This is a genomic window from Pseudomonas flavescens, from assembly GCF_013408425.1.
Taxonomy (GTDB): Bacteria; Pseudomonadota; Gammaproteobacteria; order Pseudomonadales; family Pseudomonadaceae; genus Aquipseudomonas; species Aquipseudomonas fulva_A.
Map to the genome: position 1 here is coordinate 1,040,036 of NZ_JACBYV010000001.1, position 25,623 is coordinate 1,065,658.

Annotated in this window: 24 protein-coding genes and 1 tRNA gene; 12 read left to right on the forward strand and 13 right to left on the reverse strand. The window is 50.5% G+C overall.

What is annotated here, in order from left to right; translation table 11 throughout:
• Positions 1 to 288: 288 nt before the first annotated feature.
• From FHR27_RS04480 to FHR27_RS04490, 3 genes are read left to right on the forward strand one after another with little or no spacing between them, the layout of a single operon-like run.
• Positions 289 to 1,290 (forward strand): c-type cytochrome, encoded by a 1,002-nt coding sequence (locus FHR27_RS04480; RefSeq protein WP_179537920.1) that lies wholly within the window; start codon positions 289 to 291, stop codon positions 1,288 to 1,290.
• Positions 1,291 to 1,755, forward strand: a complete 465-nt coding sequence (locus FHR27_RS04485) for a DUF3817 domain-containing protein (protein WP_218878447.1) — start codon at positions 1,291 to 1,293, stop codon at positions 1,753 to 1,755.
• Positions 1,756 to 1,758: 3 nt separating this feature from the next.
• Entirely contained in the window at positions 1,759 to 2,187 is a 429-nt protein-coding gene (locus FHR27_RS04490) for a CopD family protein (protein ID WP_179537921.1), read from the forward strand.
• Positions 2,188 to 2,399: 212 nt separating this feature from the next.
• Here FHR27_RS04490 and FHR27_RS27210 read toward each other — a convergent pair whose 3' ends face one another.
• Together FHR27_RS27210 and FHR27_RS04500 are read right to left on the reverse strand one after the other, a co-directional pair.
• Positions 2,400 to 2,582, reverse strand: a complete 183-nt coding sequence (locus FHR27_RS27210; protein ID WP_373565143.1) for a LysR substrate-binding domain-containing protein — start codon at positions 2,580 to 2,582, stop codon at positions 2,400 to 2,402.
• Positions 2,583 to 2,812: 230 nt separating this feature from the next.
• On the reverse strand, positions 2,813 to 3,283 hold the full coding sequence (locus FHR27_RS04500) for a Cro/Cl family transcriptional regulator (RefSeq protein WP_179537922.1): 471 nt from the start codon (positions 3,281 to 3,283) through the stop codon (positions 2,813 to 2,815).
• Between the two features lie 208 nt (positions 3,284 to 3,491).
• On the opposite strand from FHR27_RS04500, the gene FHR27_RS04505 reads away from it, so the two are divergent.
• From FHR27_RS04505 to FHR27_RS04525, 5 genes are all read left to right on the forward strand, one after another.
• A complete protein-coding gene (locus tag FHR27_RS04505) occupies positions 3,492 to 4,220 on the forward strand; it encodes a metallophosphoesterase (RefSeq protein WP_179537923.1) in 729 nt (242 codons plus the stop codon).
• Between the two features lie 18 nt (positions 4,221 to 4,238).
• On the forward strand, positions 4,239 to 4,517 hold the full coding sequence (locus FHR27_RS04510; protein WP_179537924.1) for a hypothetical protein: 279 nt from the start codon (positions 4,239 to 4,241) through the stop codon (positions 4,515 to 4,517).
• A 70-nt stretch (positions 4,518 to 4,587) separates the two neighbouring features.
• On the forward strand, positions 4,588 to 4,941 hold the full coding sequence (locus FHR27_RS04515; RefSeq protein ID WP_179537925.1) for a hypothetical protein: 354 nt from the start codon (positions 4,588 to 4,590) through the stop codon (positions 4,939 to 4,941).
• A gap of 95 nt (positions 4,942 to 5,036) precedes the next feature.
• Complete coding sequence (locus FHR27_RS04520) at positions 5,037 to 5,762, forward strand: HAD family hydrolase (RefSeq protein WP_218878448.1); 726 nt, start codon at positions 5,037 to 5,039, stop codon at positions 5,760 to 5,762.
• Between the two features lie 178 nt (positions 5,763 to 5,940).
• Entirely contained in the window at positions 5,941 to 6,435 is a 495-nt protein-coding gene (locus FHR27_RS04525; RefSeq protein ID WP_179537927.1) for a hypothetical protein, read from the forward strand.
• Positions 6,436 to 6,559: 124 nt separating this feature from the next.
• Here FHR27_RS04525 and FHR27_RS04530 read toward each other — a convergent pair whose 3' ends face one another.
• The 7 genes from FHR27_RS04530 to FHR27_RS04560 form a co-directional block, all read right to left on the reverse strand.
• Positions 6,560 to 10,309 (reverse strand): hypothetical protein, encoded by a 3,750-nt coding sequence (locus FHR27_RS04530; protein ID WP_179537928.1) that lies wholly within the window; start codon positions 10,307 to 10,309, stop codon positions 6,560 to 6,562.
• Positions 10,306 to 11,466 (reverse strand): UvrD-helicase domain-containing protein, encoded by a 1,161-nt coding sequence (locus FHR27_RS04535; RefSeq protein ID WP_179537929.1) that lies wholly within the window; start codon positions 11,464 to 11,466, stop codon positions 10,306 to 10,308. Before FHR27_RS04535 ends, FHR27_RS04530 begins: the two co-directional genes overlap by 4 nt.
• The gene (locus FHR27_RS04540; protein ID WP_179537930.1) at positions 11,459 to 13,057 is read right to left on the reverse strand and encodes an ATP-dependent nuclease; all 1,599 of its coding nucleotides are present in this window, start codon (positions 13,055 to 13,057) and stop codon (positions 11,459 to 11,461) included. Before FHR27_RS04540 ends, FHR27_RS04535 begins: the two co-directional genes overlap by 8 nt.
• Positions 13,058 to 13,125: 68 nt before the next feature.
• A complete protein-coding gene (locus tag FHR27_RS04545) occupies positions 13,126 to 13,788 on the reverse strand; it encodes a hypothetical protein (RefSeq protein WP_179537931.1) in 663 nt (220 codons plus the stop codon).
• Complete coding sequence (locus tag FHR27_RS04550) at positions 13,776 to 14,735, reverse strand: MvdC/MvdD family ATP grasp protein (RefSeq protein WP_179537932.1); 960 nt, start codon at positions 14,733 to 14,735, stop codon at positions 13,776 to 13,778. The genes FHR27_RS04545 and FHR27_RS04550 overlap by 13 nt, the downstream gene beginning before the upstream one ends.
• Before the next feature lie 56 nt (positions 14,736 to 14,791).
• Positions 14,792 to 15,259, reverse strand: a complete 468-nt coding sequence (locus tag FHR27_RS26815; RefSeq protein WP_257026813.1) for a hypothetical protein — start codon at positions 15,257 to 15,259, stop codon at positions 14,792 to 14,794.
• A gap of 393 nt (positions 15,260 to 15,652) precedes the next feature.
• Positions 15,653 to 16,339 carry a TetR/AcrR family transcriptional regulator gene (locus FHR27_RS04560; RefSeq protein ID WP_179537933.1) on the reverse strand — a complete coding sequence of 229 codons (687 nt, stop codon included), beginning with the start codon at positions 16,337 to 16,339 and terminating at the stop codon, positions 15,653 to 15,655.
• A gap of 478 nt (positions 16,340 to 16,817) precedes the next feature.
• Between FHR27_RS04560 and FHR27_RS04565 the strand changes: the two genes are divergently transcribed.
• Complete coding sequence (locus tag FHR27_RS04565) at positions 16,818 to 17,909, forward strand: hypothetical protein (protein WP_179537934.1); 1,092 nt, start codon at positions 16,818 to 16,820, stop codon at positions 17,907 to 17,909.
• Between the two features lie 166 nt (positions 17,910 to 18,075).
• Here FHR27_RS04565 and FHR27_RS26820 read toward each other — a convergent pair whose 3' ends face one another.
• A complete protein-coding gene (locus FHR27_RS26820; RefSeq protein WP_257026814.1) occupies positions 18,076 to 18,924 on the reverse strand; it encodes a hypothetical protein in 849 nt (282 codons plus the stop codon).
• Positions 18,925 to 19,238: 314 nt separating this feature from the next.
• On the opposite strand from FHR27_RS26820, the gene FHR27_RS26825 reads away from it, so the two are divergent.
• Positions 19,239 to 20,069: a hypothetical protein gene (locus tag FHR27_RS26825; RefSeq protein WP_257026815.1), complete on the forward strand. Its 831-nt coding sequence runs from the start codon at positions 19,239 to 19,241 to the stop codon at positions 20,067 to 20,069.
• A gap of 174 nt (positions 20,070 to 20,243) precedes the next feature.
• Here FHR27_RS26825 and FHR27_RS04585 read toward each other — a convergent pair whose 3' ends face one another.
• On the reverse strand, positions 20,244 to 21,302 hold the full coding sequence (locus FHR27_RS04585; RefSeq protein ID WP_179537936.1) for a tyrosine-type recombinase/integrase: 1,059 nt from the start codon (positions 21,300 to 21,302) through the stop codon (positions 20,244 to 20,246).
• 432 nt (positions 21,303 to 21,734) lie between these two features.
• On the opposite strand from FHR27_RS04585, the gene FHR27_RS04590 reads away from it, so the two are divergent.
• On the forward strand, positions 21,735 to 22,526 hold the full coding sequence (locus tag FHR27_RS04590; protein WP_179537937.1) for a hypothetical protein: 792 nt from the start codon (positions 21,735 to 21,737) through the stop codon (positions 22,524 to 22,526).
• Positions 22,527 to 22,930: 404 nt separating this feature from the next.
• Here the strand turns inward: FHR27_RS04590 and FHR27_RS04595 are convergent.
• Positions 22,931 to 23,004, reverse strand: a tRNA-Gly gene (locus FHR27_RS04595).
• Positions 23,005 to 23,133: 129 nt separating this feature from the next.
• Here FHR27_RS04595 and FHR27_RS04600 point away from each other — a divergent pair.
• Positions 23,134 to 23,328: an antitoxin Xre/MbcA/ParS toxin-binding domain-containing protein gene (locus FHR27_RS04600; RefSeq protein WP_218878449.1), complete on the forward strand. Its 195-nt coding sequence runs from the start codon at positions 23,134 to 23,136 to the stop codon at positions 23,326 to 23,328.
• A 767-nt stretch (positions 23,329 to 24,095) separates the two neighbouring features.
• Here FHR27_RS04600 and FHR27_RS04605 read toward each other — a convergent pair.
• Positions 24,096 to 25,283 carry an HNH endonuclease gene (locus tag FHR27_RS04605; RefSeq protein ID WP_179537938.1) on the reverse strand — a complete coding sequence of 396 codons (1,188 nt, stop codon included), beginning with the start codon at positions 25,281 to 25,283 and terminating at the stop codon, positions 24,096 to 24,098.
• Positions 25,284 to 25,623 lie beyond the last annotated feature (340 nt).

The window sequence follows — 25,623 nt, forward strand, 5'->3', positions numbered from 1 at the left end:
AGCTAGCCGAATGTATTGAGACGGATATTTTACAAGTGGCGAGGTGGTTCGAAGACGATCCCATTTCCATATTGGGTGGATGCACTGCCAAGGATTTGGTGGCTTCTGGAAAGGATGAAGCTGTTTTGAACTTTCTTCGCGCTGTGACGCGCGATGAGAACTAAAAGATCATCATCCAATGAAGCACATCAGTTGCGACCCAAACTTTCAGGCAGTTTCCAAGCTAGGTTGGATCGCGCGGTCTTTCGACTATCAAAAAATAGTGCTCAAAAATGAGGCAACAGTGTCATGGGCAGAACAGTTGCTGTGTTGATCACAGTAATAATTTTGAGCTCTGCTATACAGCTCAGCGGCTGCGGGACTGACTCAAATCAGGGAGATAGCTCTGCTTTCAAACCAAGGCTTTCTGAATATGGTTTTTTTAAAGGAAAGATGTCCGAGCTTGTTCCCGTTGATGAAGCCTCCATTATAGAAATAGCGTCGCCGCTGTTCACTGATCACGCGGAGAAGCAGCGGCTGCTCTTGTTGCCAAAGGGTGAGAAAATGAAGGGGAAGGGGAATGACCTTCCTGACTTTCCGGATGGCACCGTAATCGTCAAAACATTCTTTTATCCACGCTCGAGTAAAGGAAATATTGTTTCGCAATTAATAGTGGAGACGCGGCTTCTTATTAAGAGTCAATCTAAATGGAGTGCTGCTACCTATAAATGGAACGACACCCAGGATGAAGCTTTTCTGCTGCAAGATAGCGCTACAGTTCCTATTGCTTTTATAGATGAAAAAGGGCACGGCAGAACGATCAATTACAGGGTTCCTTCGCGCGACGACTGCCTTGCCTGTCATCGTCAGGGTAATCAGCTCGTGCCCCTAGGCATGAAGCTCAGGAATATGAACATCGATGCACATAGAGATGAGGTGCTGATCAATCAGCTCGAACATCTCCAGAGTAGCCAGAAACTGGATGCGATCTCGCCCGGGGCGATTACACGTACGCCTGACTACAGGGCTGAATCGACCTCGCTTGAGGATAGGGCAAGAGCTTATCTCGACGCCAATTGTGCGCACTGCCACAGACCTAAAGGCACTGCTAGGTTTACTCGACTTGACTTGACGTACGAAGAGACAGCTGACCGTGAATCAACTCACCTAAAGCGGCAAGAAATTGCCAGAAGGATTACAACGTCAGGCCCTCTGCACATGCCGCAAATAGGCACAACTATTTCTCATGAGGAGGGCGTTCAATTGATCGTCGAGTATCTGAACGATCTAGATAAGAAAATTAAGGACTAGATGAGTATCTCTTCTGTATCGCCAGACACTGTTCAACGTCTCCAAGGGAATGCTCAAAAATCTTTCGAGTATTGGTATTTAGTTCGAGATTACGCAACATCGACCCCCCCACGCTTTTCCTTCCAGGTAAGTTTAAGTATGCGAAACGCTAAAGTCTCTGAAGATGCACCGGCGCGAGCCCTCATATGGGCAGCGCGTTTTGAGGGAACCACACTGCTATTACTACTGTGCATAGCAGTACCCCTAAAGCACCTTGCCCATTACCCGCAGCTCGTCTCCTTGCTTGGGCCTGTTCACGGGGTTGCATTCATTATTTATGCCACGATTACACTTAAAACGGCTGCAGAGCACGCTTGGGACACGGGACTTTTGCTGCGCGTGTTGTTCGCCGCTTTGGTTCCATTCGGGGGCTTTTTTACAGCCCGATTCCTGCAAAAAAATGTATATATCAAACAACAGGAATAGATTGTGCTTTATTTGACGCTTAAGACATTCCACATCTTCTTCGTACTGTTATGGATCGCTGGACTGCTGATGCAAGCATTCATTCTATTAGTGAGCCGCACACTGCCCGGCCCTCCAATGCCTGAGGAACGTTCTACTTTGCGTCTTCTGATCAAGTGGAACCGTTTTATAACTACACCCGCGATGGTGTTTGCTCTTAGTAGCGGGGTAGGGATTGGGACTATTGCTGGATGGTTTGGAAATGGGTGGCTGTCTGCAAAAATAGCCATCGTCATGCTGCTTGCGGGCATTCATGGCGTACAAGCTGGAAAATTACGGCGCATGCTCACTGTCGGAAATACCCACACTGGCTTCGACCCAAGAGTCTTGCTGCCTGTCATTCTCGGTGCACCGCTAGTGATCGTGTTTCTTGTGATCTTAAAACCGTTCTAATAGCTACACGTCGCCACCGCTACTGCAGTTTGAAGCGCTTGCCACCTATCCAGCATCTATGTGTCAGAAACGAGAATTTCAGCTGGAGCAAGGCCCAGCCTGGAGAGCACGTGTATTCCAGCTTTCTGAAGGGCCTTAGCTCGATAAAGACGGTGTTCTGAGGTGTGTAACGATCAACGTTCTCCAGTGGGCTTTGGTAGAGCGCGCAATAGTCAGTTATCTAAAGCGTCCTTGGCAGCTTCGGTGAGCAACCAGTCGCGAAAGTCGCGTACTTTTGGCAGCTCACTGAACTCAGTGCGGTAGACGATGTAGTACGCCTGGGTCAGTGGGCACTCCAAACCTTTGTCGGCAAAAGGCCGAATTAGGCGTCCAGCCGCTAGGTCGTCACGCACCATCACGCTGCGAGCGGCCGTGACTGTCTATAGCTGCCTGTAGCACGGCAGCCGAGTTATTGACACCTAGCCCGTGATCCGTGGGAATGTGGCCATATCCAGACGCATCCAACCACATTCGCCATGTTCGATACACTTCCAGCACTATGATGCGTTTACCAGATCCGCCAGCGTAGAAGGCCAGCGAGATCATCCAATGGCCTCGCCGACCATCCTGGCAAACGGCAGGCTTGTCAGCCTTGATGCCAATAGCTGTGGACAGTTGAGCGTGGGAGGCTTAGCAGGCGGGCTGCTTCCGCTTGGCTTAATCCACACGCCTTCAGCTTCAGCACCGCGTTCCGATTATCGTTATTGCCTGGTTTACCAGCAGGCCGCTGCTGAAGCGTGCGACCAGTTAGCTGGGCGTTCATGAGCGCCTGCCCATCTTCCTGCAGAAAGTCTTGCAGGTGCTCAGACGCTTCTTTGAGGACGCGCTCCGGCGACGTGCGACGTTGAAGTGCAACGCAAAGGGCAACGAACGTGACCAGATCGAAATCCAGCGCGGCGGCTATCTCTGAAAGCTTGTCCAGCGTGACTCCGGACTTGGCCCGCTCCAGCAAGCCAATGGTGCTATTGGCGCTGGCATCCTTCATGCCGTCGTAACTTGTTGCGCGCACTTGCCTCACAGCCCGCAGCACAGCAGCTACCTCGATTTTCAGAGTCATATGCATCCAAAAAACGAGGATAGAGCCATACACAGCGCGTTCAGATAAACAGCGTATATTGACGTTATATGGACAATAGAAATATCATCCAGGCACGCCCAAGTCCTCAGTCCTGCTCGCAGGAAGCTGAGTCCATGGGGAGACGGTTGTGAGGATCATCCTCGGAGTTTCTTCAATTTAACGCTAAATCGAGGATGGTGAATCTGCAATGCGTGTGCATGTCCTTTCAGACCTTCACATTGAATTTTCTGGTTTCAAGCCAGAGGTTCACGACGCAGACCTGGTGATACTGGCCGGTGACATCCACACACTGACACGCGGTGTGAAATGGGCAAATGAGGTGTTCGACTGCGACGTTGTGTACGTCATGGGTAATCATGAATTTTACAGAGGGCATCTTGATCGCACGCTTGCGAAAGCCCGCGAATGCGCTGCACCCCATGTGCACATTTTGGAGGCCGACTCTTTCATACGTGATGGCGTGCGCTTCCTTGGCACCACAGGGTGGGCAGACTTTTCGATCTCTGGAGACTCCCAAGCTGCTGTCCGTGAAGCGCTGGATGGAATGAACGATTACAAGCTAATCCGCTTTGGTGACAGCTATCGCAAGCTGCGTCCCGCAGACGTAATCAAGCGAAATCGCTCGTCGCACGACTGGCTGAAAAGCGAGTTAGCCAAGGATTTTGACGGCAAAACAGTCGTGATTAGCCATCATGCTCCGCTCGCTTGCATCCTAGGCGAGGAGCCTGTAGGGCACCTAAGTGCATCTTACGCAAACAATTGGCCAGAGCTTGTGGCCAAGGCTGACGCTTGGATTTTTGGGCACACGCACGATGCAATCAACGATGAGTTTTACGGGTGTCGCGTGATATCTAATCCGCGCGGTTATCCAGGCGAAGACACAGGTTTTAACCCGTCCTTCGTGATTGATCTTTAAGCCACAACAGGAGTTGCTGTGCTGGATGTAAAAGCTATCCCTGCCAGCGTAGAGCAGGCCTCTCGCATCGACTGGGGTGTGCTCATCGATGCTTATTTGATCAACGCAGCGAAGGTAGGCGAACGGTTCGCTGCGTCAGTTTTCTTGGATCGCGCACGCGCTATTCCGGATGGAGAAACGGTGGTTACACCACCGTTGAGAATGCTCAGTGCTTGTGGCGATTTCCAACTGATGCAAAGTGAGTGTGGTAGGGATCACTACGTTCTGGTTTCCGAATATACACCGTCATACACCTGACCGACCTGGTTATTATCGAAGTTTCTCCAGCTGAGTTGAGCCTGTTGAGTTTTGGTGCGATGAGTTAGTTATGCTTGAAGATAAGTTTTCTCGTGAAGTAAATACTGTACAGCAGAAGCTTTTGGATAAGGCTTTACTTATGAAGTGGCCTGTTTCTGTCACAGGATTTCTAACAAGTGCGAGATTCGATTCTGGATCTTTAATTGGCGTCGTATGGCATCATCGCAAAGCAGGGTTAAATGGATCCAGGTTTGCGAATGGGCATTTAATAGTTACGTCGATGGTTGTCAGCTTTAGAGAGTATGACGGTTACTATTTATTTAAAACACTGAATAGCTATTACGTTGTTATTGATTTTGCAGCTGACATGAGTTCGCTGTTTGAGTTTGTGCGCGAGGTTCCTCGATTGCAAACCCTATATTGAGTCGGACTGAGTGGAGTACACAAAGGCTTAATGCGGGTAATTTAATGTCACGCTCGCCAGCCATCAAGAGCTCATTGCTTGGGAGCTTTTCAGAAATGGTAAAAACAACTGGTGTTATATTCGACGTGTTCAGCACGTTGATAAAAATTAATGACAGACGAAATCCATATCTTCAGCTCCTTCGATACGGTCGCAAACAAGGTCTCTGCCTGAGCGGTGAGCATCTTCGAATGCTCATGACACAGGAACTTGGCTGGCAGGAAGCTGCCGATCTGCTGCGCATACGCGCCGGTGATGTAGTGCTCCGAGGTTTTGCAGGGGAGCTGCAGAAAGAGCTTGCAAGCATGACGCTCTTTGACGACGCCCAAGAGGCCATCTCGATGCTGCGAGAAGCTGGGGTCAAGATTGGTTTGTGCTCAAACTCAGCGTCGGGATATGGCCCGACTGTGCGTGAGTTACTGCCTAATCTGGATGCCTATGGCTTCAGTTATGAGCTTGGAGTTCTAAAGCCGGATCCTCTTATCTACAGAACGGTTTGCCAGGAGTTAGAAGTCGTGCCGGGCAGGCAGCTTGGGGGCGAGCGGGTAGTCATGGTTGGAGACTCTGTTAAATGCGACCGCGATGGGGCACGGGCTGCAGGGCTTGCTGGGTTTTATTTGAATCGCACGGGTAGGGGGGATTTTTCAAGCCTGACTCACTTTGCCGAGTGTGTGTTGATAGGCTATCGACATGGGTTTATGCGGGGGGCAATTAAAGTTCCTGCCGACTTCGAAGAGATGGGGCGAGATCATATTCGGCGCAATTTCGAGGGTGAGCCGTAAATAGGCTCGCTTTGTTGGCGAAAGGTTGCCTGGTGGTAATGCATTCCGTATGTCGCACTCAGCCGAAGCTACCTTTATTTGAGGGTGGTCTTTGTCTGTTTTTCGTGCCTTTTGTTTACCTGGCAAGTAGTGCCGCGTCCGGGTATTGATCAATTCATTTTTATAGAGATATTTTTGTATGTCGCAAATGCGCAAAATTGTTGTAGTTGTCAGAAATTACAAAGATAGTACAAGATGCAATTCTGCAACTCTTTTTAAGAGAGTCAGGGCTGAAGATGAGGCGGGTGCTACAATTTACTATAAAGATTTGCTGATTCCTGACTACATAAATAAAAAAGGGGCTTTTAGTAGAGACGTTCCGCGCACTTGGTTTGTGAAAGAGACTTCGCGCAACGTTACTGTCGTTGTAGGTTTTGAGAACAGCGCTGGCGAGTTCTTCTACGACAGGGATGAGATAAACGGAGTTACTCGTGGGGCCCGTGTACAGGGCATTGTATTTGCAGCAGCAGCTTTGCCAGCCGGAGTTATAGTGGGGATCGCAACTTACGGCGCGGGGCTGTTGATCACACCTTGGCTATTGTTTTTGGCCTATCGCTTTTTCTTCAAAATCCCAGCTGTCTTGGGGCATAAAACTCTGCAGCGGGATTTCGAGGAGTTTGGGATCAAGATTTAGTATTGTTGTTCAATGCATCAGGGACAGAACATAAAAAACTTGTGGTGAAGAAAAGATGAAATTTATACTTCGGGCGACACTGGATCGGTCGCCACCGAATGTGAGGCTACTTAAATAAAAGCCCTTAGTCAGGCACTCTTAGATTCAGGATCTGATGATAAATTTTTATCCTCTCACCATTCACATATCTTGCCTCTTCATAGTAGCGTGCCTCCGCTTTAGGAGGATTCACTTTCCTAGAGACCAAGGGGGTCGAAGGGCTCGATCCCCTGCTATCAAATCCTTTATATTCCTGACTATTGATATATGAGGCATAATTTGAGCAAAGCTCAGAGAAATCGTTACTTGACGAGTAAATGACAATAAATAGTGTGCAAATGCCTGATGAGTTGTAGCCAGCAATTTTATCCAGGTGCTCACGAATCACATTTCTGTCAACACTGTTCCCTAGACGAAAGGCTTCGATAATAGATATTGGATTACCTTTTCCATCCTGAATCCAACCATCAGTCTCGCCAACACCTTTGCCAGAGGCAGATCTCCCCATGCGAGATTGATCATGAACAGTCCAGCCAATAAAGCTCATTTTCTGCCTTAGCAATGAAACCATCCAGTCGTTGATTAAGTCTTCATCATCAAGAGGAATAGTGGCACTTGATTTGGCTGGAACTTTCTTTCTTAGGAGATTACCAACTCTCATAAGCAACTCATTGCCAACTTGTTCCATAATCTCAAGCAGGTAGTTATCTATCGAGTTAGTTGGCTCTATAAAAATCTGGCTTTGAGAGAGAGCACCTAAGTTTTTAATGCGCAACCAACTATTTCTCAATTCTGCTTCCAATGCGCCAACAGATACTGCGGGTACTTGGGCTAACGACGAGTGCGGCTGGGCTAGCGGTTCTAGCAGACCTGTTTGGATATTGATTAGTTCATTGCGTGCAGAAACGGACTGATCGTCTAGCTTGTCAAGTAGCGTCTTTACGTAGGAAAGCGCTTCGGTGTGACGCCCAAGTTTAGTTAAGTACTCTGTGCGCACATCTGCAAACTGGTAGCTATCTCGCTGGCGCTTTAATGCGCTTCCCCAAAATCCACTGAACTCTGACAGTAGTGACATTCTAAGACACGCTTGGAGAACGCTATGTAAGCTCTCATCAGCAAGCTCAGGCATTTGATTAGCAAGTGTATAATTCTCAAATACCCCCATCCACGTAGTATAGTGCGCATTAAGCAGTGCGACAGACTCCTCCATTTCCGGAATGGAAAGCAAGCTGTTGATCAACCCAGTAGCATTCTGCAAAGTTGGCGAAGCTTTTGTCAAACGAGCAAACTTCGCTATTGAAGCTTCCTTGTTCGCCGGCATTTCAAGCGTCGCTATTAAAAATATTCTGAATTCATCTATTGATCTAGATATTTCCTGCTCTTGGATAGTCGCCTCAAATTTAGAAAGAATCTCGATCTTCTCTACTGGTGTTTTCGACGCATCATCGAAAATCTCTTTTAAACTCACCTTGGCTATCAGTTCCTCAACCTTGGCTCTATGAGTTTTATGCGAGTTTTTCTGGATGTTCTCCAATAGATACTTGGCAGTAGTAATGTGGTTATTGTTTGCGGCTTTTATTGCTGTATCGAATATCTCGGGAACCCAGTACTGCTTCTCAAGCTCCACATTTCTACTCGCGATAATTGCCGAAATTGTGGCCTTGCGCTCCTGCAAATTAGTCCTATCCAGAAGATCAAATAAAGCGCTCAGAGGTGGCTTGCGCGAGATAATTGTATTCAGAAAACTATTGTAACAGTCGCTAGATACGTCGTTGGTCAACTCGCAAATCGCTCGCCAGAGTCGTAGTGGACTATGGCTTGCGTGATCATTTGTATAGTTTAGAGCGCCAGAGAAATCATCTGGGGCAAACCCGAAACGGTCAATAATGGAGCATAGCTCGTCAAAAACTGTGCCCTTTATCTCACCATTCAATGAACTGTCATGGACATTCAGGAGTGTCCGTAAATGTAGCCTCACTGCAGAGTTTAACGCGCTAGATTCGCCTGCGGGCAATCCCTCGATTCGATCCGGCCATTCGTGTAGTGCCAATAACCATTTTGCTTGTTGTAGCTTTGAAAGATGCGGAAGGAGTTGACCCCAGCTTAAGTCATCAAAAAGTGTAGGGTCGTCGCCACTAATAGACTTGCCGTGTCGGCGGTCATTGAGAACCTGTAGATAACTACTGGTTAGAGTCTTAGCCAGAATGCGAGATGTGTTATCGCCAGAGATATTTTTCTTTTCTGATATTTCAATAGACCAGAATAGCACGAGCCAATGACCCATCGGAGCAGGGGCGTATAGACTGCGGTTCTCAAAAGCCCGGTCGTGGATAAGTTCACCAATGAGCACTAGGTGATCTTCAAAAAGATTCTGCTTGTAGCCCATCTCTGTAATATATTTCAGAGAAAGGATTGTAGCTTTTAGGCTGGGGATTCGAGTATCTGTGATTGGCCTCATGTTAGAACTATTAGAAAATTCATGGCTCACAAACCATGCAACCATTTCACAGATAGATTCAAGCGTGCCGCGTACATGTTTGTACTCAATGTTACTTTCGAAGCTATTACAATATACCTCAAGTCCCTGAGTCCATATCAGATCTTGCCATGCTTTCTCGTAATCGACTTTCGATGAAGCTCTACGCAAAGCATTGCTTGCCATTTTTTGATACAATGCTATGAGGCCAATATGGCTGGTAGGGTTAAATGAAAGTAAGAAACACAAATAGCTCGGGTCAGTGATATCCCTGAATAGAAAATCATTGAGTTTCGGCGCGATTTGAGAGTGTTCAATCAGTCGTTGGGTCAATTTGAAGCTGTTTTGAACTGTATAAGCATTGTGCTCATTCTTAATGATTAGCCATACGAGGAACCCCGTAATATGATCGCGATCATAATAACCATGGCGATCATTACGCTTGAACCATTCGATGGCTTCTAGCAGAGTCGTTCTGGGTACTTTCTGCATCCCATCGATGACGTCTTGCAAGGGCTGCAAATTAAGCGAATTCGCATAACTTATATCGGTGGATCCTGGCGTACGGGACAGTTCAGTCAATGATTCAATTCGATTGCAGTCTAGTGCAATGTCGGCAGCGCATTTCGACCAATCTTCAAGTAATTTCTGGTCTGACTTTATAAATGCTAGGGCGCATCCAAGAAACTCATCAAGATCAACTCTATTCTCGAAATCTATCTCGAAAACATAGGGTCGATCTGCTGCGGTACGCATCCTGATAGTGTACTCATCGAATGCTTCATCAGGGGTGTCTTTCGTGATACGCAGAGCATTCCAGAGGTAGGTTCCTACACCAAAAATGTCGTCGTCTTCAATAGCTATTCTTAGGTAGTCGCCATCCGGTGTTAGGCGATCTCCTACCAGAGCAAGATCAGGCCCTCCAATTTCGCTTTTATGCAGCCGCAAGTGCGGAGATGAAAGCTCACCGCCATGATAACGTATTTCATAGAGAAATCGGTGGGCACTCAGCTCATTACGTAGCTGAGTCGGCATATTTCCCGATATCTCTGTAGTTCTTTGAACGCAAAGATTGTCATTTGGGAAACTAATTAATCTAGCAGATTCCAGCGTTTCAATATTTATTGGATGTGCGAGGCAATAAGGATATCCCTCAATCGTCGGCCAGGGCTCCCTATCCTGGATGAGTGACTTAACGACTTCTCTGGTAAGGCGGGCGGGGTAAAGTTTCGCCTTAAGAACTAGCGATGCAATTTTTTCGTGGATTCTGTTCGGCTGCGAAGAGGGCTTTTCTGGATAAGCCTGCCTATAAATGGATAGTTTTTTTTCCAAGTCTTTAATTAGTTCATAATTACTCATGCAATTCCCTTGGCCTGTAGTGCTTGCTCATCGTTGAGTTCTCCATCTCCGCTAGGCGATTGACCACCGTCAGGTGTCCAGTAGGTAAGTATCGATGCCCCCGGCTTGTCTAGGATGATCGCAACACTCTGCTCAGCCCGTGTGACCGCGACATAGAAATCAGCCGCAGAAAGAGGCTTGAGAGGCTCCCCCTTGCTGATGAACTTCCCTATGGGGCTGGTTGGATAGATCAAAACACGGTTGAATGTCTGACCTTTCGATACACCAAAATTCATGTAGTCGAGTTCGAACTCCTTGCCTGACTTGATGTTGTCACGCAGGCATTGGGGCTGGAACGCCTCGACGTACAGACCGACGTGCTCCTTCCTCACCAAGAAGACACCGTCGTGTGCCGTGGTCACGTGATTCTCCGAGGTCGTTTCTGGAAACTCCCAGCTCGCATCGAAGATCGTGTCGGAAAACGTGGCGATAGATTGGCAGCATCGCCAAGTGACGGAGCTGTAGTTGATCTCCAGCCGGCAAGCCTTTTGCTGTTTTTTGAACCACTCATGCGATTTGGAGTAGGCGAAGGCCTTCTTCATTTGGCCCCGAGGATTCGTGGACAAAATAGCCTGGCGGACATCGCCAACGAGCCGAATTTCGATGCGAGTGCCGAACAATGCCTGCAAGATATCCAGGTCATAGCCAGAGAGATCCTGCACCTCGTCGATGAGGATTTCGTCGTAGAGGCATTCAAGGCGACGAATCAAGGCACCACTGCTTTGACCGATCAATTCGTATGCTAAGCGCGCTGTTTCTTTCGCATACACGCTTTCCCCTGAGTCGAAGAATCGGTTCTCGCCGCTCGCGTATCGTCCTGGATCACCGTCGTAATTGAAGCCTCTGCAACGCTTTCCTGGGAATGCGAATGGCACAAAGGGTTTGACGAAGTGACGCAGCAGGAAACTGAACCAGCCACATACTTCCAAGCTGGGCCGGTCACCGACATATCGCCTAACGCGCTCGCGAAGCTCAATCTGGTTGGTCTGAGTGAAGGTGATGAGCAGCACCTTGCGATCAACAGGTAGCGCCTTGCAGTGCTCCACCAGGCTTTGCGTCTTGCGAGCACCTGCGACCGCCAGGGTCAGGTAATTATTAGCCACGGCTGAGTTAACCATGGATAAACCGCGCTGCTGCTTCCATGTACGGCGGCGGCGTGAGGGTTTCCTGGGATTCGGCGATGAGCAGCGCTGCTTCTGTTTTCTCCCTCGACATCCATTTATCAAGGTTGGCCCGGTCGGTTACACCAAGGATCTTGCGCAGGGTCGCTTCGCTATTGCACGCCATCAGTTGCGGCTCCAGCGTCCTACCAGCTTCCTTCGCGCCAATGAATAGCGCTCGGTTGCCAGCTTCGAGCAGTTCTTTGACGGGCTCTTTGAGGGCTTCTGGGTCTTGCCCGTCGTTGTCCCGAAGCACCGCAACGGGACGATCAATGGCCGCGCAAAGCTCCAGGCAGCGCTTCAGCGTCAGACCTTGCATGCTCATCACATCAATCCCCAGTTCCATCGGGGAAGCTTTGTAGAGGTCTCTGAAGAAGCGCTCGAACAGGATTTCGTCCGATGGGCCCTCCACCAAGACGAGCTTGTGGGCCAGCACCATTCGTAACGTGTCGAAGCCTGCGAGCTTCTGAAAATAGGTGACAGTGTCCGGATCAAGCTCCTCGATGTGGGACGCTTTACCACGATGCAGCAATAACAATGAGCTCAACCCAAGACGGTTCAGCACGTATGCACTGTGGGTTGAAATGAACAGTTGCCGTTCGCCAGCTGCATCCTCAATGCGCGATAGCAACGTGGTCAGGCTTGTGTGCGAAAGGTGATTTTCCGGTTCTTCAATCATCACGATGTTGGTCTGCTCAGACAGGCGCTGCATAGCCAGCGTGATCTTGATCGAAGCCTGCTGCCCCTGACCTGCCAGTGCGAACGGCACATGATCCACATGCGGTGTAACCGCCCCCTCCCAAGAGGATTGAGCGCTTTGATCCATCGCCAAGGCCATTTCCTGATGATCCAGCGGAGCTCGGATTTCCTTCAGCCGTTGATTCACGTCGCCCAGCGAGTCGTCGGTAATCGACTCTTTGATTGAGCGGTAGTGATGGGAGATTTTGGCTTTCTCGCTTGGCTCCAAATGGTCACTCAGGATTTGGCGCAGGTGATAGTCGATACCTGAGGTAGAGCGCACGGTACGTGAATCGATGGTCGCGACAGCAAGCTGCCGTGGGCGTCGGGTCAACACCTCATCCCCGAAGGTTCGCCATTCGATCTTGTAGTACTCGACGGGAATCAGCGCGCTGGGGTTGGCCCGCCACTGAGTCAGCTCCTCCTCATACTCGGGATTGGGTATGACCTTGAACGAGATGCCTGGGCAGGCATTGGTCTTTCTGTCGCTGTTGATCGCGCCGCAGAGAAACTGCAGCTCCTCTCGATTCTCCAGGAACAGCTCGATCAGGATTTCCGGGAGGGCTGGATTCTCTCCCCAGCCTTCATCCTCAAGAAATTGCGACACCAAGGCCTTATTAAACCAGTAAGGGTTCAGCTCCTCTTGGGCTGAGCGGCCACCGATACGCCCATTGAGTGCAAGACCGATCGCCTCCATCAGGGTCGATTTTCCTGCGTCATTACCACCCACCAAGATGTTGAGATCTGTGTTGGGGGTCAGGGTGAAATCTCTATAGATGCGATAGCCCTGAATCTTGATCTTCGTGATCATCTGCTGTCCCTGCGTGGCGGCGATTGGGTCTGGGTACCAAGTGTTGGGGCTGGGGGATGCGTATCGTGCTACGGAAAACAGGCCATGAGTGGCGTGACGATCTCGTTATGAATTCGACCAATTAACCAGACTGCCGCAGGCCAACTTGCCTGAACCCCCAAGAAGGCCACGAAGCACATGAAGGCCCGGAGAAGAAGCTCGTGCGTCATCTTTATGGAGCTGATCTTTCGGTTATTTGCGTCGTAGTTCTGGATGACGGCTTTCAGCAATTCCTTCGCCAGTCTTTCTTCTGGCTTGTCCGAATTGAGGCTGTCAGCGATATCGCCAGGGCTTACCACTGTCGACGCGGAAATCTTGATGGTCTTCAGGGCCCATAGGCCCGACCGTGTCAGGAACACCAACGCCAGGACGAAGAATGCCAGCAGTGTGCTCCGAGGAGCCCTGCCGATCTGATCCTCCCAGAGCCCTGGAAGGATGGATGCCAGAATCGGCATCAGAGCGGTAATTGCTGCGAGATAAAGACCAGCCTTGGAGTCAGCTCCCCGGCGACGCTCTTGCTCGGCATCAAAGAGCCTGCGAGCCTCCTCCAAGGCTACATCGCTCTTATCCGCCCAGGATCCCTGATCAACCTTTTCGTGCTCACTTTTGAGCCACTTCTGTTGTTGAGAGTCAGCCGTTGATGAGGAAAGTGTGAGGCGAGGCCATAGCCAATCAGGCACTAGCTTTGGCATCGGGCGATTCCTTCAAGTTCGTCCGCGATTGCTGCTGCGATGGGGTATCCAGTGAGGTTCTCGATCCAGGCCCATTGGCCATTCGGATTGATTTCCAAGAACCACAATTTGCCCTGTTGATCGCAGATAAAGTCGATCGCACCGTAACGTAGGTTCAGGCGTTTCATTAGGGCTCCACATTGCTCCTCAACCTCACGGGGAAGCTCCATGCGCTCATGTCTGAGATCAGGCCTGCTGCCTTGGCGCCAATCTACGATGGTCTCTTCATGTTCCTGCGACCTAATCGCGGTCGCGAAAACCTGGCAGCCAACCATCGTCACGCGGACGTCGTACTGCTTTTTGATCTCGGTCTGAACAATGAACGGCGCCAGTGCGATGGAGCCCTCGTCGCTGTCGTTCAAACGCTCCAAACGGGTGGTGAAAATCACGCGTTCCTGTTCACCGCGGATCAACGCTTGCCGAAGTGGCTTCCCAATCGCAGGCCCTGCCTGAATGACCTCGCGCACCGATGCGATGTCGTTCGTGATCAAACCCTGTGGCACGTTGAAGCCTATTTCGCTCGCAAGCATCAACTGCTTTGGTTTGTCTTCCGCAGCGAAGATGTCCAAAGGAGCGTTGAGCCACATGCCCTCCAGGCGGGCATACAAGCTCTTTAGGAAAGCCCCCCATTCGGACTCCGCATACTCCCTTTCACCGTCGTCGGCGATGCTGACTTGGCTAGAAGGCTGGGCAGGACGCCGAAAGTAGGCTGCTTTGACATCCGATCCTTTGAGCACTCGATCACCGAATGACAGTGACCAAGCTCCCCTGGGAAATGCAGACATGGTGCAGCGAGCTGCTGGCATATCTTCGGTATTCAAACGAAAGAATGGCGTCTGCCGGCGCTTGAGCTCGGCTACCACGTAATCAATAGTGACGTCGCGACGATTGGTAACTAACAGCAGCATTCGTTTTCCCTAACTCAATCCGTCCAGGTCAGCATTTCGCTTCGTTCTGAGCACTGTCAGCAGTGAAAACCAAAGGACTGGATGGCATCGTCGTCTGCTTCCTGCTGAACCTTTGTTTTGGTGACCAACTCCAGCAGTTGGGCTGCTGAGTAATTGTCATCTGCCTCGTCGATCGAGTCGGTCTTGGTCGCTAGCTGCAGGAGGTTGTTAAACCCGTTTGGTTGCGTGTCATCGTCTCGTTCAATCTGCTGATGCGTTTTAGTCACCAGCTCAAGTGCTAGTTGGCAGTCATCATCTTCTTCGCCGTCGGCACGAGTCTTTGTCTTCAGTTGCGAGAGCGCTTGCTCATTGATGATCGGTTGAACACCTTGTTCGGTGTCGACTACCCACATTTGCTGCTGTTCGCAGTAGTAGCCAGGCAGCCGGTCTTCTCCAGTACGAAGTGTTCCGGATCGAGCCAGGAAAGGGGAAATTTTCGTGTTGCGAGGATGGTCGCAAGCGTCCGTGTCAGCGGTGTTGTCCATGCATCAAGTCCATGAGTTCGAAAGGAGCGCTGGGCTGATACTACTTTGCTACCTGTTACCGGACAATGTGCTTTGGGGCCGTTTAGCGGTAGAAGCCACTCCTACCTCTAGGGCTGGCCTCTAAGCCACCATAGAGGGCATCCAGAGGGCCCATCTCGACATGGCGAGGGTTGCCGCAGCAGGGCCGAGGCAGTCAGGTAGCCTCGTACTGCGGCCTGTGTGAATCATCATGCTCAAGCGCTTCGATCAGGGCAGACAGCGCATCCGCTAAGCGAGCATCTTCCCACGCGTCCCCGGATGCCGGTTGGAAAGATTGGCAGTGACGAAGCAGAGCGTCGCGGTCGTTCCGGTTAAGGTCAAGCTGGACGAGCATAGGGGCTCCTGGTTACCGATCTAGCAAGCTTGAACATCCTGGACTCCAGACGCCAGGGACTTGTCCTCGTATGAACGGATGAAAATGTCTACCGTCCGCTCCACGATCACCTCAATCTCCGCACGGTCTAGCGGCTCACGATTGCCTCTGATCTGGGTGAGGATGACGAGTCCATCAATCATCCCCAAGAAGTGACGTGCGGCGACCTCAGGGTCATGAACTACAAGGATATTTCGCCGGGCCAGCTTGACGAAGTAAGCACAGACTACCTCTTGGACGGGCTGCTCAATGATCTCTTCAAACCTGCGGCTTAGCTGGGGGAAGCGCTTGCTTTCCAGAAAGATCATGCGCAGGAAGTCTGAAGCCATTGGGCCCTCCCAAAAAACCGCAAACTCAGTGGCGATACGCCGTAGCCCAGCCCTCGGATCGTTCAGGGCTCTCTTGTCCTTCGGGACATTCATGGCCGGGAAGGCTTGCCATATCCGTTCGACCACCGCAAAGAAGAGCGACTCTTTGCCATCAGGGAATCGGTTGTACAGGGTTGGGCGGGTTACCTCGGCTGCCTTTGCAATCTCCTCCATGCTGGCCCCGTCGTAGCCATGCTCGATGAACACTCGGCCTGCGGCAATCAAAAACTTCGCCTGACGTGATGCTGCCTCGCCAATGTTGAACAAGTTTTCAATGGGGAGTTGAGGCGTTGAGTTCATTACGATTACCTAGGCTCTTGGTATAACAAGTCTTACTGAAAAAGCTACAATATGCCAGCCTCCTTATAATCTTTTACTTGAATGTCTAGTAAGGCAGTGTCTCACTTGGTTGTGGCCTATTGTCGTGCACTAAAATAGGTGTGCGAATTTTTAAGAGAGAGCTGTCAATATGCGTGTAAAAAGTTCCTGTGGGAAGATTTGTCTCATGGCTGAAGTGGATTTTATGGATAACTTCTGTCTTGAATAAGGGGATATTACCGTTTAGCGGTTTATTGTCAGATGGCAAGGAAGTTAGAGGCGAAAAAGTTACATAGGCGCGCGTTCTGCCTTAGTCGAGGCGAGATTTTGTGGGGTAACAGCGTGCCAGGCATATCATTGGCTCTCGTTGCTTGATAATATGTTTGTGCCTGGCATAGTTTCAGTTTGTACGATTTATTATGATTATGGTATACCTGCTTAGGCTGAAGACGGAGGTCACGTGCCTAATATCATAGGTGATATTCAAAACCGGCCAAAAGAATTGTGGACGTTGCCCAACTACAATCATTTGCCTGATGAGTCCTTTCAAATTGATTTGGCCAGCGCTGCTGGAAAGTTTTTGGCTAATGATATCTTTGATCTGGACGGAGTTCAGCCTCTTGAAACGGTAATTTTCGACCTGTCGAAGAAGCTCTTCGAAGGGGTGCCAGTTGTCGGCGTAAACCCATCGAAAGAGGCCATTGAGTATTACAGAGAGCGTGGTGACACATTCCAGATGGTTAATGTGGTTGTCTGCTGTCACTCATTCGAAAGACGTGATGGTAAGCTATTTGCACTGCCTTACCATGTTTCTCTACGTCCAGCTATGAAAAATGGTTCACCTCAGACAGTGTGGGTTGACTGGATCGCAAATTTTGATTTAGAGAAGGTTTTGGACGGCAAGCCACACTACATGGGGTTTAATCCATTCTCGGATGCTTTTGGCCTATACGCTATTGGGGCAGTCCCTGTCAGCGAAGCCATATGCTCAGATGTTATCGGCTTTGTTTATAATACCTATTTTGTTGCCTCCAAACATGTTCCGAGAGATGCAACAGATCCTGGTCTGTGCACTGAGTTGCTGGGCGAGACCAAAGGGGTTCTTGGAGACTACCAAAAATACAGATGCAAGAACTACTTCAAGAAGTTTACTGATTCAAAACCTTTTAAAATTTGGGGGTGCGATTCTCCCATTGAGCTTTTCCTTTTACAGGCCATGAGCCAAATTGGTTTGCATCCAAAAATCCAAATGCATATTTATCCTGATGGATCGATTTTCCCATCCTTGCAGTCGATGTGGGAGGGTGGTGTTCGCACGAAGAAACTGGCGCAGACAATCACTGAGGCAGATTTCTTCTTTGAAAAGGAGATGGTTGCAGTATTTTGTGATTCCAAAGCTCATCACACAACTCCTGCCCAGGTAGCAAAAGACAAAGCCGTAGATGAAAAACTGGCAGCGGTTGGGATACGGTCATACAGGGTGGCTGGTACGGACATCGCAGAGTCGCCATTCCGCTGCGCTGCGCTGCTTAAGGAGTTCTTGACTGCGTGATTCTCTGAGGCTCGCCTGCCCGCCGCAACACCCGGGATGAGGCGGGTGTTTGAGAGACAGAACAGCCATACCCACTCGGCGGGCTGGACTGGCCTTTGCCCACCATCAAGGCTGCAGCAGCCCATCGGCTGCCCGGTAGGTTGGAGTCTACTACTTCGACATCACCTTACAGGTATTGCAGTGCGAGTAGGCGTAGCCGCTCACGCCGCATGTACGTGTTGAAGAAATATTCGCTGTTGAACTCGATGGCCTTCGAGCAAACGATCGTCGACGTGCGAGTGGGGTTATGTATTTCTGCAACGACGAGATCGATTGAGTCATCCCCTACCGACGATTCTCCCAACCGATGGTTATTGAAGTAGAAGCGCAGACTTGTGCCCTTCGTGTCTTTCTTGCGCACCACTTTACGATACTGCCCGACCTCGAATCCGACCGAGTTCTCAGTGATCTGCGCGGCAAGATAATTATCCACCTTCAAGCCGTACATGTCTTGAGCTTCCGTCATGTAGGCGAAGCCGAACGGCAGGTTATAAAGATTGATCGCTTTGTACTGATGCCCCTGGTTAGCGCCGAAGTCTCTCAGCATAGCCTCCACCAGACCATCGCTGTATGCGATGCCTGTGGCCGTCTCCAAGATCTTGACCACCAGGTGGATATGGTTGATCAGGGCTTCTCGGATTTCGTCGTTGCACACCTCATTGGTTCGGCGAGTTTTGCTGTCAAAGCGTTCCGGGTTGTGGAATGGGCAACTTTCGTAGGCTTGTTGATCGTGCTCGGCTAAGCCAGGGATGGAGCGCCCTGCGTGCTTGGCGTAGAGAATCTTGGCATCGGTCTTCGCGACATGACGATTTACCAAGAGAACTGGATTTACGCATGCTGGGCAGAGAGCGTACGACTTAACCTCTTGTCCATTGTTCCAAACATAGGGCTTGCTGCGGCTCGTTTTCTTGTTGTAATTACTCTCAGTTAGCGCAATTGGCACCCTCGGTTTTTCCAAAATGCTAAAAACGTTCAAGTTCTTCCCTTACTAAGAATCTGATGATTGATTGCCAGCTGGCCTTCTCTACGACCAGCACCCCTACCGCCAGAGCAAGAGGGACGCTAGTGATGACCTAGCAGCCAAGAAACTGGCAAGATTGATGACGCACTGGCTGATGCCTTTGAGCATGTCCGAAATGGTCTCCAAATCTGGACAGGTCGGAAAAAGCCTCCGACCACGATCGCGAATGCAGGTGTGTTGGAAGAGGGGGGATCATTCGATCTAGCCCCTGGATTCATACCCTTCATCAGGCCACCTAAGGTGCCGAGCGACCTCCAGGTGCGAGTGTCTTGAACCTGACTGTCCCGAATGAAGCCGAGGCCAAGCGGGTACAATCAATCCTGAACAAGCGCAAGCTGCAGGCTGATTTCTCGAACTCTATGCTGATTGAGCGGAAAGTGCCGCAAATCAAGTTAGGCTCGAAGTTTGATGGCATAAAGGTGTGGAAATGCATCGCAAAGTCGGCTATTTCAGGCTTTGTGTTGTTGTACGGCAATGAGCGGGCCCTCGCAGTCATAGATCGTGATGTGAGAGACGCGATCATCTGTGGCGAGCCGGCCATCAACGAGTTCTGCGGGTGGGATTTCGTCAACCCGTGGCCAACCATCTCGAAGATTGAGCCCCATCATAAGTGCATTGGCGCAGAACTCTCGGGATTTGAGCATTCACTGATTGTCACTGAAGTCGGTGACCTTACCGTGGCCTTCATTGAGATTTTCGGTGGATGGCGGTTCTCGGTCGCGCTCGGCCCTGCCACGGGCATTCCCTTCCGAGGTGTAGCCATCAATCCTCGATCAGTGAGCCCTGCTCGTTTCGTGATCGAGGGGACAGCTCCATCTAGCTACGTCCCGAGGACACCGGAATCGTTCAGGGCGGAACACTCGTTCACGATGGCCGCAAACAAAACCGCATCGGATCACGTGCTTGAGCAGTGGAGCGTCGAGAGCCATGCAGAAAATCGCAGCCGACTCACTCAAGACTTGAACACCAAACTCGGAGCTGCGGAGACCGAGGAGGAGCAGGAAGCCATCATTGGTGAGTTCATCAGAAAGGTGGCAACGCTTGAGCAAGGCGAAGCGTGGGAGACTGCGTTGAATCTGACGTTCGGAGACAACGAGTAACGTATCGCGCGTAACGAGCCTTGGAAGTCAGTACCCCAAGGCTCGCCGATTAAAGCGCCCCAGGCTGCTCTATGTGCCCAGTCCTAGCATGCTGTGAGATGTGGGTCGTCGATGCTAGTCCTCACGGCCTCCCCTTGAGGCCCTGCGTCTTTCAAGACTCAGAGCTTTCCCAGTTTACTTGGCAGTCTTCAAGGCCGCATCAGCGCCTGTCGTAGTGAGTGAAACGTATTGTTCGGCCATGGAACTGGAGGAGTGACCCAACTGATCGGCGATTCGCTCGCCAGGCTGTTGTGTTGGGGTGGACGCTGCTAGCCGTGCCATCGCTGCCAGTCTCAAGGTGCCTGGCGTTAGTGTTGAGCCGGGAAGTTGAGCTTGTCGTTCCCACGACCGAAAAATCGGTAGCAGTTGCGCTGTCGACATGGGTTGCTTCCGGTCATTACTCGGGAAGAGATAGTCATCGGCAGAGAGATTCTCCTCGCTGATGTACTTCTCGATTACTGCTGTGTTCGCAAGGGGTAGTGGTGGTTTCGCTTTCGAGATCTTAATGGATATCTCCTTGCTCGAAGGCATGTAGGTTTCCAAGCTGACAACCTGGGAAACCTTGGCACCAAGGACGACATGCCCCCGAAGCCCTGTCTCCAGCAGTGCAAAAAGGCTCCGGTCGCGAAGGCTTCCTGAGTTTTCGACGATCCGCTTGATCGCATCACTGTGAGTGAAGACATCCAGTCCCAACGGAATGGCGTGGAGCCTCGATGGCTTGTGCGTTATCGGTGGACACGTGTAGCACGGGACTTCGGACTCTGGGGCGGTGGTGTTCTCAGGACAGATTCCAGTCTGGTTGAAATCAGGCATTGGGCTCTTGGTCACTTCCACGCCTCGTGAGGCAGCCCCCTTGAACGTGCTAAGCGCTTTCAAAGGGAGCGTCTCGACAAAAGGGTCAAGCACGCTGCGCGGTACTGAGGTGTCGTTGGCCAAGGCCAATACCGAAGAAATCTCAGCCGCGAACTGGGTGTGCGTGGTACTCAGGGCAGGCGTTTCTGCATCCCGAGGCCAGATGACGGACTCTTTAATGAGGTCGTGGTAATTGGCATACCCTAGCCCCTTGGACAGGGTCTCTCGGGCAAAAGAGAGCTGGACGGGTGAATGGCCTGGCCATCGTTTCTGGATGCTTTTGGCGAGTTTTTTGAAGGCGGCTTGGGGGAGCAGATCTTCGGGATAGACCGGAACGCGCATGGCAATTCTCCAATGTCACGGGGTCGGCTGCCCGCTGACAATTGTCGAAGTGCGTGCGATAGAAGGGGAGAAACACCTGAGGCGCAAAGGCTTTGCATGCCGACCGCTCGATCCAGGAAGACCGTGGTCGGTACGGTAGCATCGCTTCTGGTGCTGATCAACACTGTAGGGCTTGCCAGCTTGTCAGGCTTGACCATGAGGCGGATTTTTTCAGCTGCCCTGATGGAAGTCATCGTACAGGGGCGTTCAGCGGGGGAACCTGTCCTGGGTTACGAGCTATGCTTCACAGGACGTGTACTACTGATATTGATTGCGGAATTATATTCTTATTGGCTTCTGTATCCTATTGCCTGAGCCGGTTCGCAGATGAGTTGGCGGGTTAAGGATATCAGCGTCTCAGGTTGACGACTCTTGACGAAAAAGGAATGGTCTATGTGGGAAAAGCATCCTGATACTTGCGCAGTAGTAGTTGATCCATTCAACGAGAAGGTGTACGAGTTCCGTCGGTCAATGCTTATTAATCAGATAAGTCGCGATGCTGATAAAATCGCTAAAAGTTTTGACGCGCTACACAGTGCTGATCTTGAAAAAATGAGTGCGCTTTTTGCCCATTGCTCCGCTATTTTGACATCGGGGCTTTTTAGGGCTGATCGCGAAGAGGATAAGCTTCGCAAAGCGTGTGCAGAGCTCCTCTCAAACGCCCTGAACTCCATGGTTGGCGCAGCATACATGCTTCGGGGTGGCTTTGTTCTGCAGCCTGGCCCGGTCGTGCGCTCAGCCATTGAAACCATGGCCGTAGCCCTCCATCTCGTGCAATTTCCGGAAGACTTTCAGAAATACCAAGAGCACAAGTTTGAGTCTCCGCGTGCCGTTTCCAGTGCCAAGCGCGTCTTTCCTCCATTTGGCCACATCTACGGCTTGCTGAGTCGAGAGTTTACGCATATTGGAACTTTGCATAAGCAGTTCACGCCCATCCGCGAATACACGGGCAATGAAGAATCGTTGCAGTTGAATATTCAATTCCTGACGGCAGGGATATGGATGTGCTATGTGTCCTGCGAACTAGTATTTTTGGACGGCGTTGCTGAACCAAGATATTGGCGTGAGTTGCCTGAGCAAGTTGAGGGTAAGACTGCTTATTCTTACGAGCCCAGTGGCGGGGAGCGAGCTTGGATGGCGGACTTTCTAGGTTTGGATAATCCGGTCTTTGGAGGAAATGACTGAGGCGCAAGAATGCTGGGTCGTTTGGAGCCCTGTCGACGTCGAGGTGATTTTCGAGGGGGAGGGCTGGCCGATCTGCTCACTCCCTTTCGCGAACTCTGGGTCGTCTTCTGAGACGGCACTATAGGGCGGCAGTCCGGAACGCCATTCTGGCACGCACGGTGATGAACTGGTTAGCGATCCAGGCTTGGTACGGATACGGAAATGAGCTTTTTGGGGTTTATTGGGTGGATCGAGGAGCGCGATGGTCTGTCGATTCGTGATTCTGGACGGCGCCGACGGTGCACCAAATTTTGGTGACTCTAGGGGAGGGCTGGGGAGCTTGGATCTAGGTACTGCAATGATGCTTTCGGCTTCCTGATTGAGGAGGGAATCCCCTGGAAGGCCCGGAAACAATGGCTGGAAGGTGGAGCGGGTAGAGGGAATCGAACCCTCACCGATTGCTTGGGAAGCAATAGTTGTACCATTCAACTATACCCGCTTTTCTTGCCTCAACGGTGCACTAAAGTGGCGTGTCCAATAAGATCTCAGCTCAAGTTTAGAGGAAGCCCTGGCTGAATCCATAGTTCAAAACCAAGCAGACACAAGTGCTGAGAAAGACCGAAGTGCGGTGGGTGATGTGTTGAAAGAGAGCATTGTGCCCCCGGTATTAGCTGCAGCAATCAACGTGTTTATGGAAGAAGAATATGCGATCCGGTGGCTATCCACCCCACTGCAAGCGCTTGGGCAGAAGCGTCCAGTGGATGCAGACATTAAGGCAGTTATCGAATTACCCAACCGTTTAGAGCACGGCTATGGTGCCTAGGTCTGATTTGGCCCCTAGTCAGGCTCACAGGACGCTCTGAAGCCTACCTGTGACTATGCAAGTACAGGCCCCTGAGCTTGCGATCACCCCCTTGTTCTGACCTCCTGTACAACCTCATGGGGCTTTAGCGCCAAGCGGCACATCATTAACCCTTGATCGAATCCATAGTTGTTTCCCATCCGTCCAGATGTCCGATAAGTCACCGAACGTAAATCCGCAGCACTGGCTGTAACCCAATTTTGTAACATGTTAACCACACAGGTTTTCAGCTCAACAATGTGGTTTACAGCTTTCTGGGATTCAGATTCCCGGGGCCGTTTGTGCTTGCTCACGCCCCCCATCGGGAAACATGGTGGCATCTACTTTCAGGCTGTAGTCACTGTCAGATTGCTTCACCCGCCGTGTCGGAGGCCTGCTAAAGGCCCGGGGCGCAAACGGCCAGCCGATGATCTTTGAAGGCTGCGTTATTGTCTCCGTGAGCGCCAGGGCCAGCGCCCCGCCAGCGTCTGCTCACAGAGGATCCCATGATGAATTCCCTAACAGGGCTTTTGGTCGCCACCGTGTTGAGTTCTGGAGCACAAGCTGTTGGCAGCCACGTGCTCACTTCGTAATAAAGCCTTGCCGTATGGGTGAGCCTAGTGGGCTGTTGGAAGCTGGCCGCCTATCAAGTTACCCCGATTCGCTCATGATATTAGGCGACGCCTTTTGTGCGCCGACAATTTTTAAGGTCTGGCGCATTGAGCGAGGTAAGCAGGTGCCACGCTGTCTCACAGCACAAAGTTTTCTTTTATCAATCCCAACTCAATAGCTTTGTGATAAACAAAGTAACGGTTGACGAATTCGGACAATTGATTGAACTTGAATGTGTTGAAGGATTTCCAGTCTTCCTTTCTGGTAGTGGCGGCCTCAGCTTGTCCAAGTAGATAAGGTGGTGGAAGCTTCCTCATATTCTTGATGTTTGGTAGGTGCGGCGGCAGCGTCACCGAGGCTATATAGTCATCGCGCGAAATTTCTTGTCCATCCAGCAAATCGTAGGTATAGGTTTCGAAAATATCGTCACCCCGATAGGCACTGTTTAATACTATGTAGCATTGAAATGCGCTGAAAAGCTCAACATGGCAAAATAGAATGCCTTGGTGCCCACAGAGCGTCAGAGCGTGGCATGGATAATAAGAACTCTTGGTAATGTTTATTTCGAAGAACTGCTCGCTTGGTGATGTGGGCATGGAGGGCACAAACAAAATCTTATCTGCGAATGCTCTATTTTCACAATCTAGTACATCTGTAAGCTGCTCGCGGGAGAGTCCCTTAAGCGCAGCAAAACCGACGGCTATTTTCGCCATGCCTTGCTTGAAGTTTTTGTTGTCAAATCCAAAAGGCTTTTCCATTTCGCCAGCCATGTCATCGGCCAACTTTATTTCATCATTTGGCTGGATTTTTCCTTGCGATATAAGGTGCTTTCTGTAGTTTTCAGCATTTTTTAGCGAGTGGGCGTAAATTCTCCCTGAATTCTCGTCAAAAAAAGGCGAGACAGGGAAAAACTTGCCCTCTCTGAAAATGACTTTAACGCCGTGGTCTTTATGAAAGGCGTCCATGCTTGGCTTAGTCTTTCTGTCATTATTCGCAGCGAGGCGCAAGCTGAATGAGCTGAAGACTTTGACAAATTCCTTGTCGATGTCCTCGTTCAGTTTCTGATTGCCCGCATGGCTCAGTATGTTTTTTGATTTAAGCTTGCCACCAATCGCATTCGGAATTATATGCTCTAATGACTCTCTGTCAGGGGCGTGCGGTTCGCTTCCGAACGAAAGAGGCTCCTTACTCGTCTTTTCAGCCATTGCGGCATTTTTAAATGACTTGAGATAGCCCTCGTAAGCTTCGACTGGCGTTTTAAGCTGTTGCCCCGTTAGGTAGCAGATTCGCGTGAGTTTTTTATCTTCTTGATCAGAGTCAGGCATAGGGAGAGCTCTTAATTTTATTTAAGTAGTGGGTGCGCTTGTTTCCACCGAAACTTTCATAGCCAGAGTCGATTTTGCGGCCCGGCTGGCAATCTCGACCCAAGCAGCACTGCATAAACGCCTTTGTTCTCAAACATCGAGAAGGCGAGCTGGGTCGTCGGGTCATTTGCGATAGCGGGCATCGGCAGTCCTTTATTCGTTTGTTCGTTCGCGGAGATCTGGAGCAGCGAAGGTTATTCCTCAGGGCATCATTTTACTCAATGGATACTGAGATTGGTGAAGCCAGGCCGGCCAGTAAAATGCCGCGTCGCTTCCGGACTGCTGGAATAATGATGATTTG

What these genes read in the sequence shown, in the direction of transcription:
- FHR27_RS04480 (WP_179537920.1), top strand. Translation starts at nt 289, where the DNA reads ATGGGCAGAACAGTTGCTGTGTTGATCACAGTAATAATTTTGAGCTCT.
- FHR27_RS04485 (WP_218878447.1), top strand. Translation starts at nt 1,291, where the DNA reads ATGAGTATCTCTTCTGTATCGCCAGACACTGTTCAACGTCTCCAAGGG.
- FHR27_RS27210 (WP_373565143.1), bottom strand. Translation starts at nt 2,582, where the DNA reads ATGGTGCGTGACGACCTAGCGGCTGGACGCCTAATTCGGCCTTTTGCC.
- FHR27_RS04500 (WP_179537922.1), bottom strand. Translation starts at nt 3,283, where the DNA reads ATGACTCTGAAAATCGAGGTAGCTGCTGTGCTGCGGGCTGTGAGGCAA.
- FHR27_RS04505 (WP_179537923.1), top strand. Translation starts at nt 3,492, where the DNA reads ATGCGTGTGCATGTCCTTTCAGACCTTCACATTGAATTTTCTGGTTTC.
- FHR27_RS04515 (WP_179537925.1), top strand. Translation starts at nt 4,588, where the DNA reads ATGCTTGAAGATAAGTTTTCTCGTGAAGTAAATACTGTACAGCAGAAG.
- FHR27_RS04520 (WP_218878448.1), top strand. Translation starts at nt 5,037, where the DNA reads ATGGTAAAAACAACTGGTGTTATATTCGACGTGTTCAGCACGTTGATA.
- FHR27_RS04525 (WP_179537927.1), top strand. Translation starts at nt 5,941, where the DNA reads ATGTCGCAAATGCGCAAAATTGTTGTAGTTGTCAGAAATTACAAAGAT.
- FHR27_RS04530 (WP_179537928.1), bottom strand. Translation starts at nt 10,309, where the DNA reads ATGAGTAATTATGAACTAATTAAAGACTTGGAAAAAAAACTATCCATT.
- FHR27_RS04535 (WP_179537929.1), bottom strand. Translation starts at nt 11,466, where the DNA reads ATGGTTAACTCAGCCGTGGCTAATAATTACCTGACCCTGGCGGTCGCA.
- FHR27_RS04540 (WP_179537930.1), bottom strand. Translation starts at nt 13,057, where the DNA reads ATGATCACGAAGATCAAGATTCAGGGCTATCGCATCTATAGAGATTTC.
- FHR27_RS04545 (WP_179537931.1), bottom strand. Translation starts at nt 13,788, where the DNA reads ATGCCAAAGCTAGTGCCTGATTGGCTATGGCCTCGCCTCACACTTTCC.
- FHR27_RS04550 (WP_179537932.1), bottom strand. Translation starts at nt 14,735, where the DNA reads ATGCTGCTGTTAGTTACCAATCGTCGCGACGTCACTATTGATTACGTG.
- FHR27_RS26815 (WP_257026813.1), bottom strand. Translation starts at nt 15,259, where the DNA reads ATGGACAACACCGCTGACACGGACGCTTGCGACCATCCTCGCAACACG.
- FHR27_RS04560 (WP_179537933.1), bottom strand. Translation starts at nt 16,339, where the DNA reads ATGAACTCAACGCCTCAACTCCCCATTGAAAACTTGTTCAACATTGGC.
- FHR27_RS04585 (WP_179537936.1), bottom strand. Translation starts at nt 21,302, where the DNA reads ATGCGCGTTCCGGTCTATCCCGAAGATCTGCTCCCCCAAGCCGCCTTC.
- FHR27_RS04590 (WP_179537937.1), top strand. Translation starts at nt 21,735, where the DNA reads ATGTGGGAAAAGCATCCTGATACTTGCGCAGTAGTAGTTGATCCATTC.
- FHR27_RS04605 (WP_179537938.1), bottom strand. Translation starts at nt 25,283, where the DNA reads ATGCCTGACTCTGATCAAGAAGATAAAAAACTCACGCGAATCTGCTAC.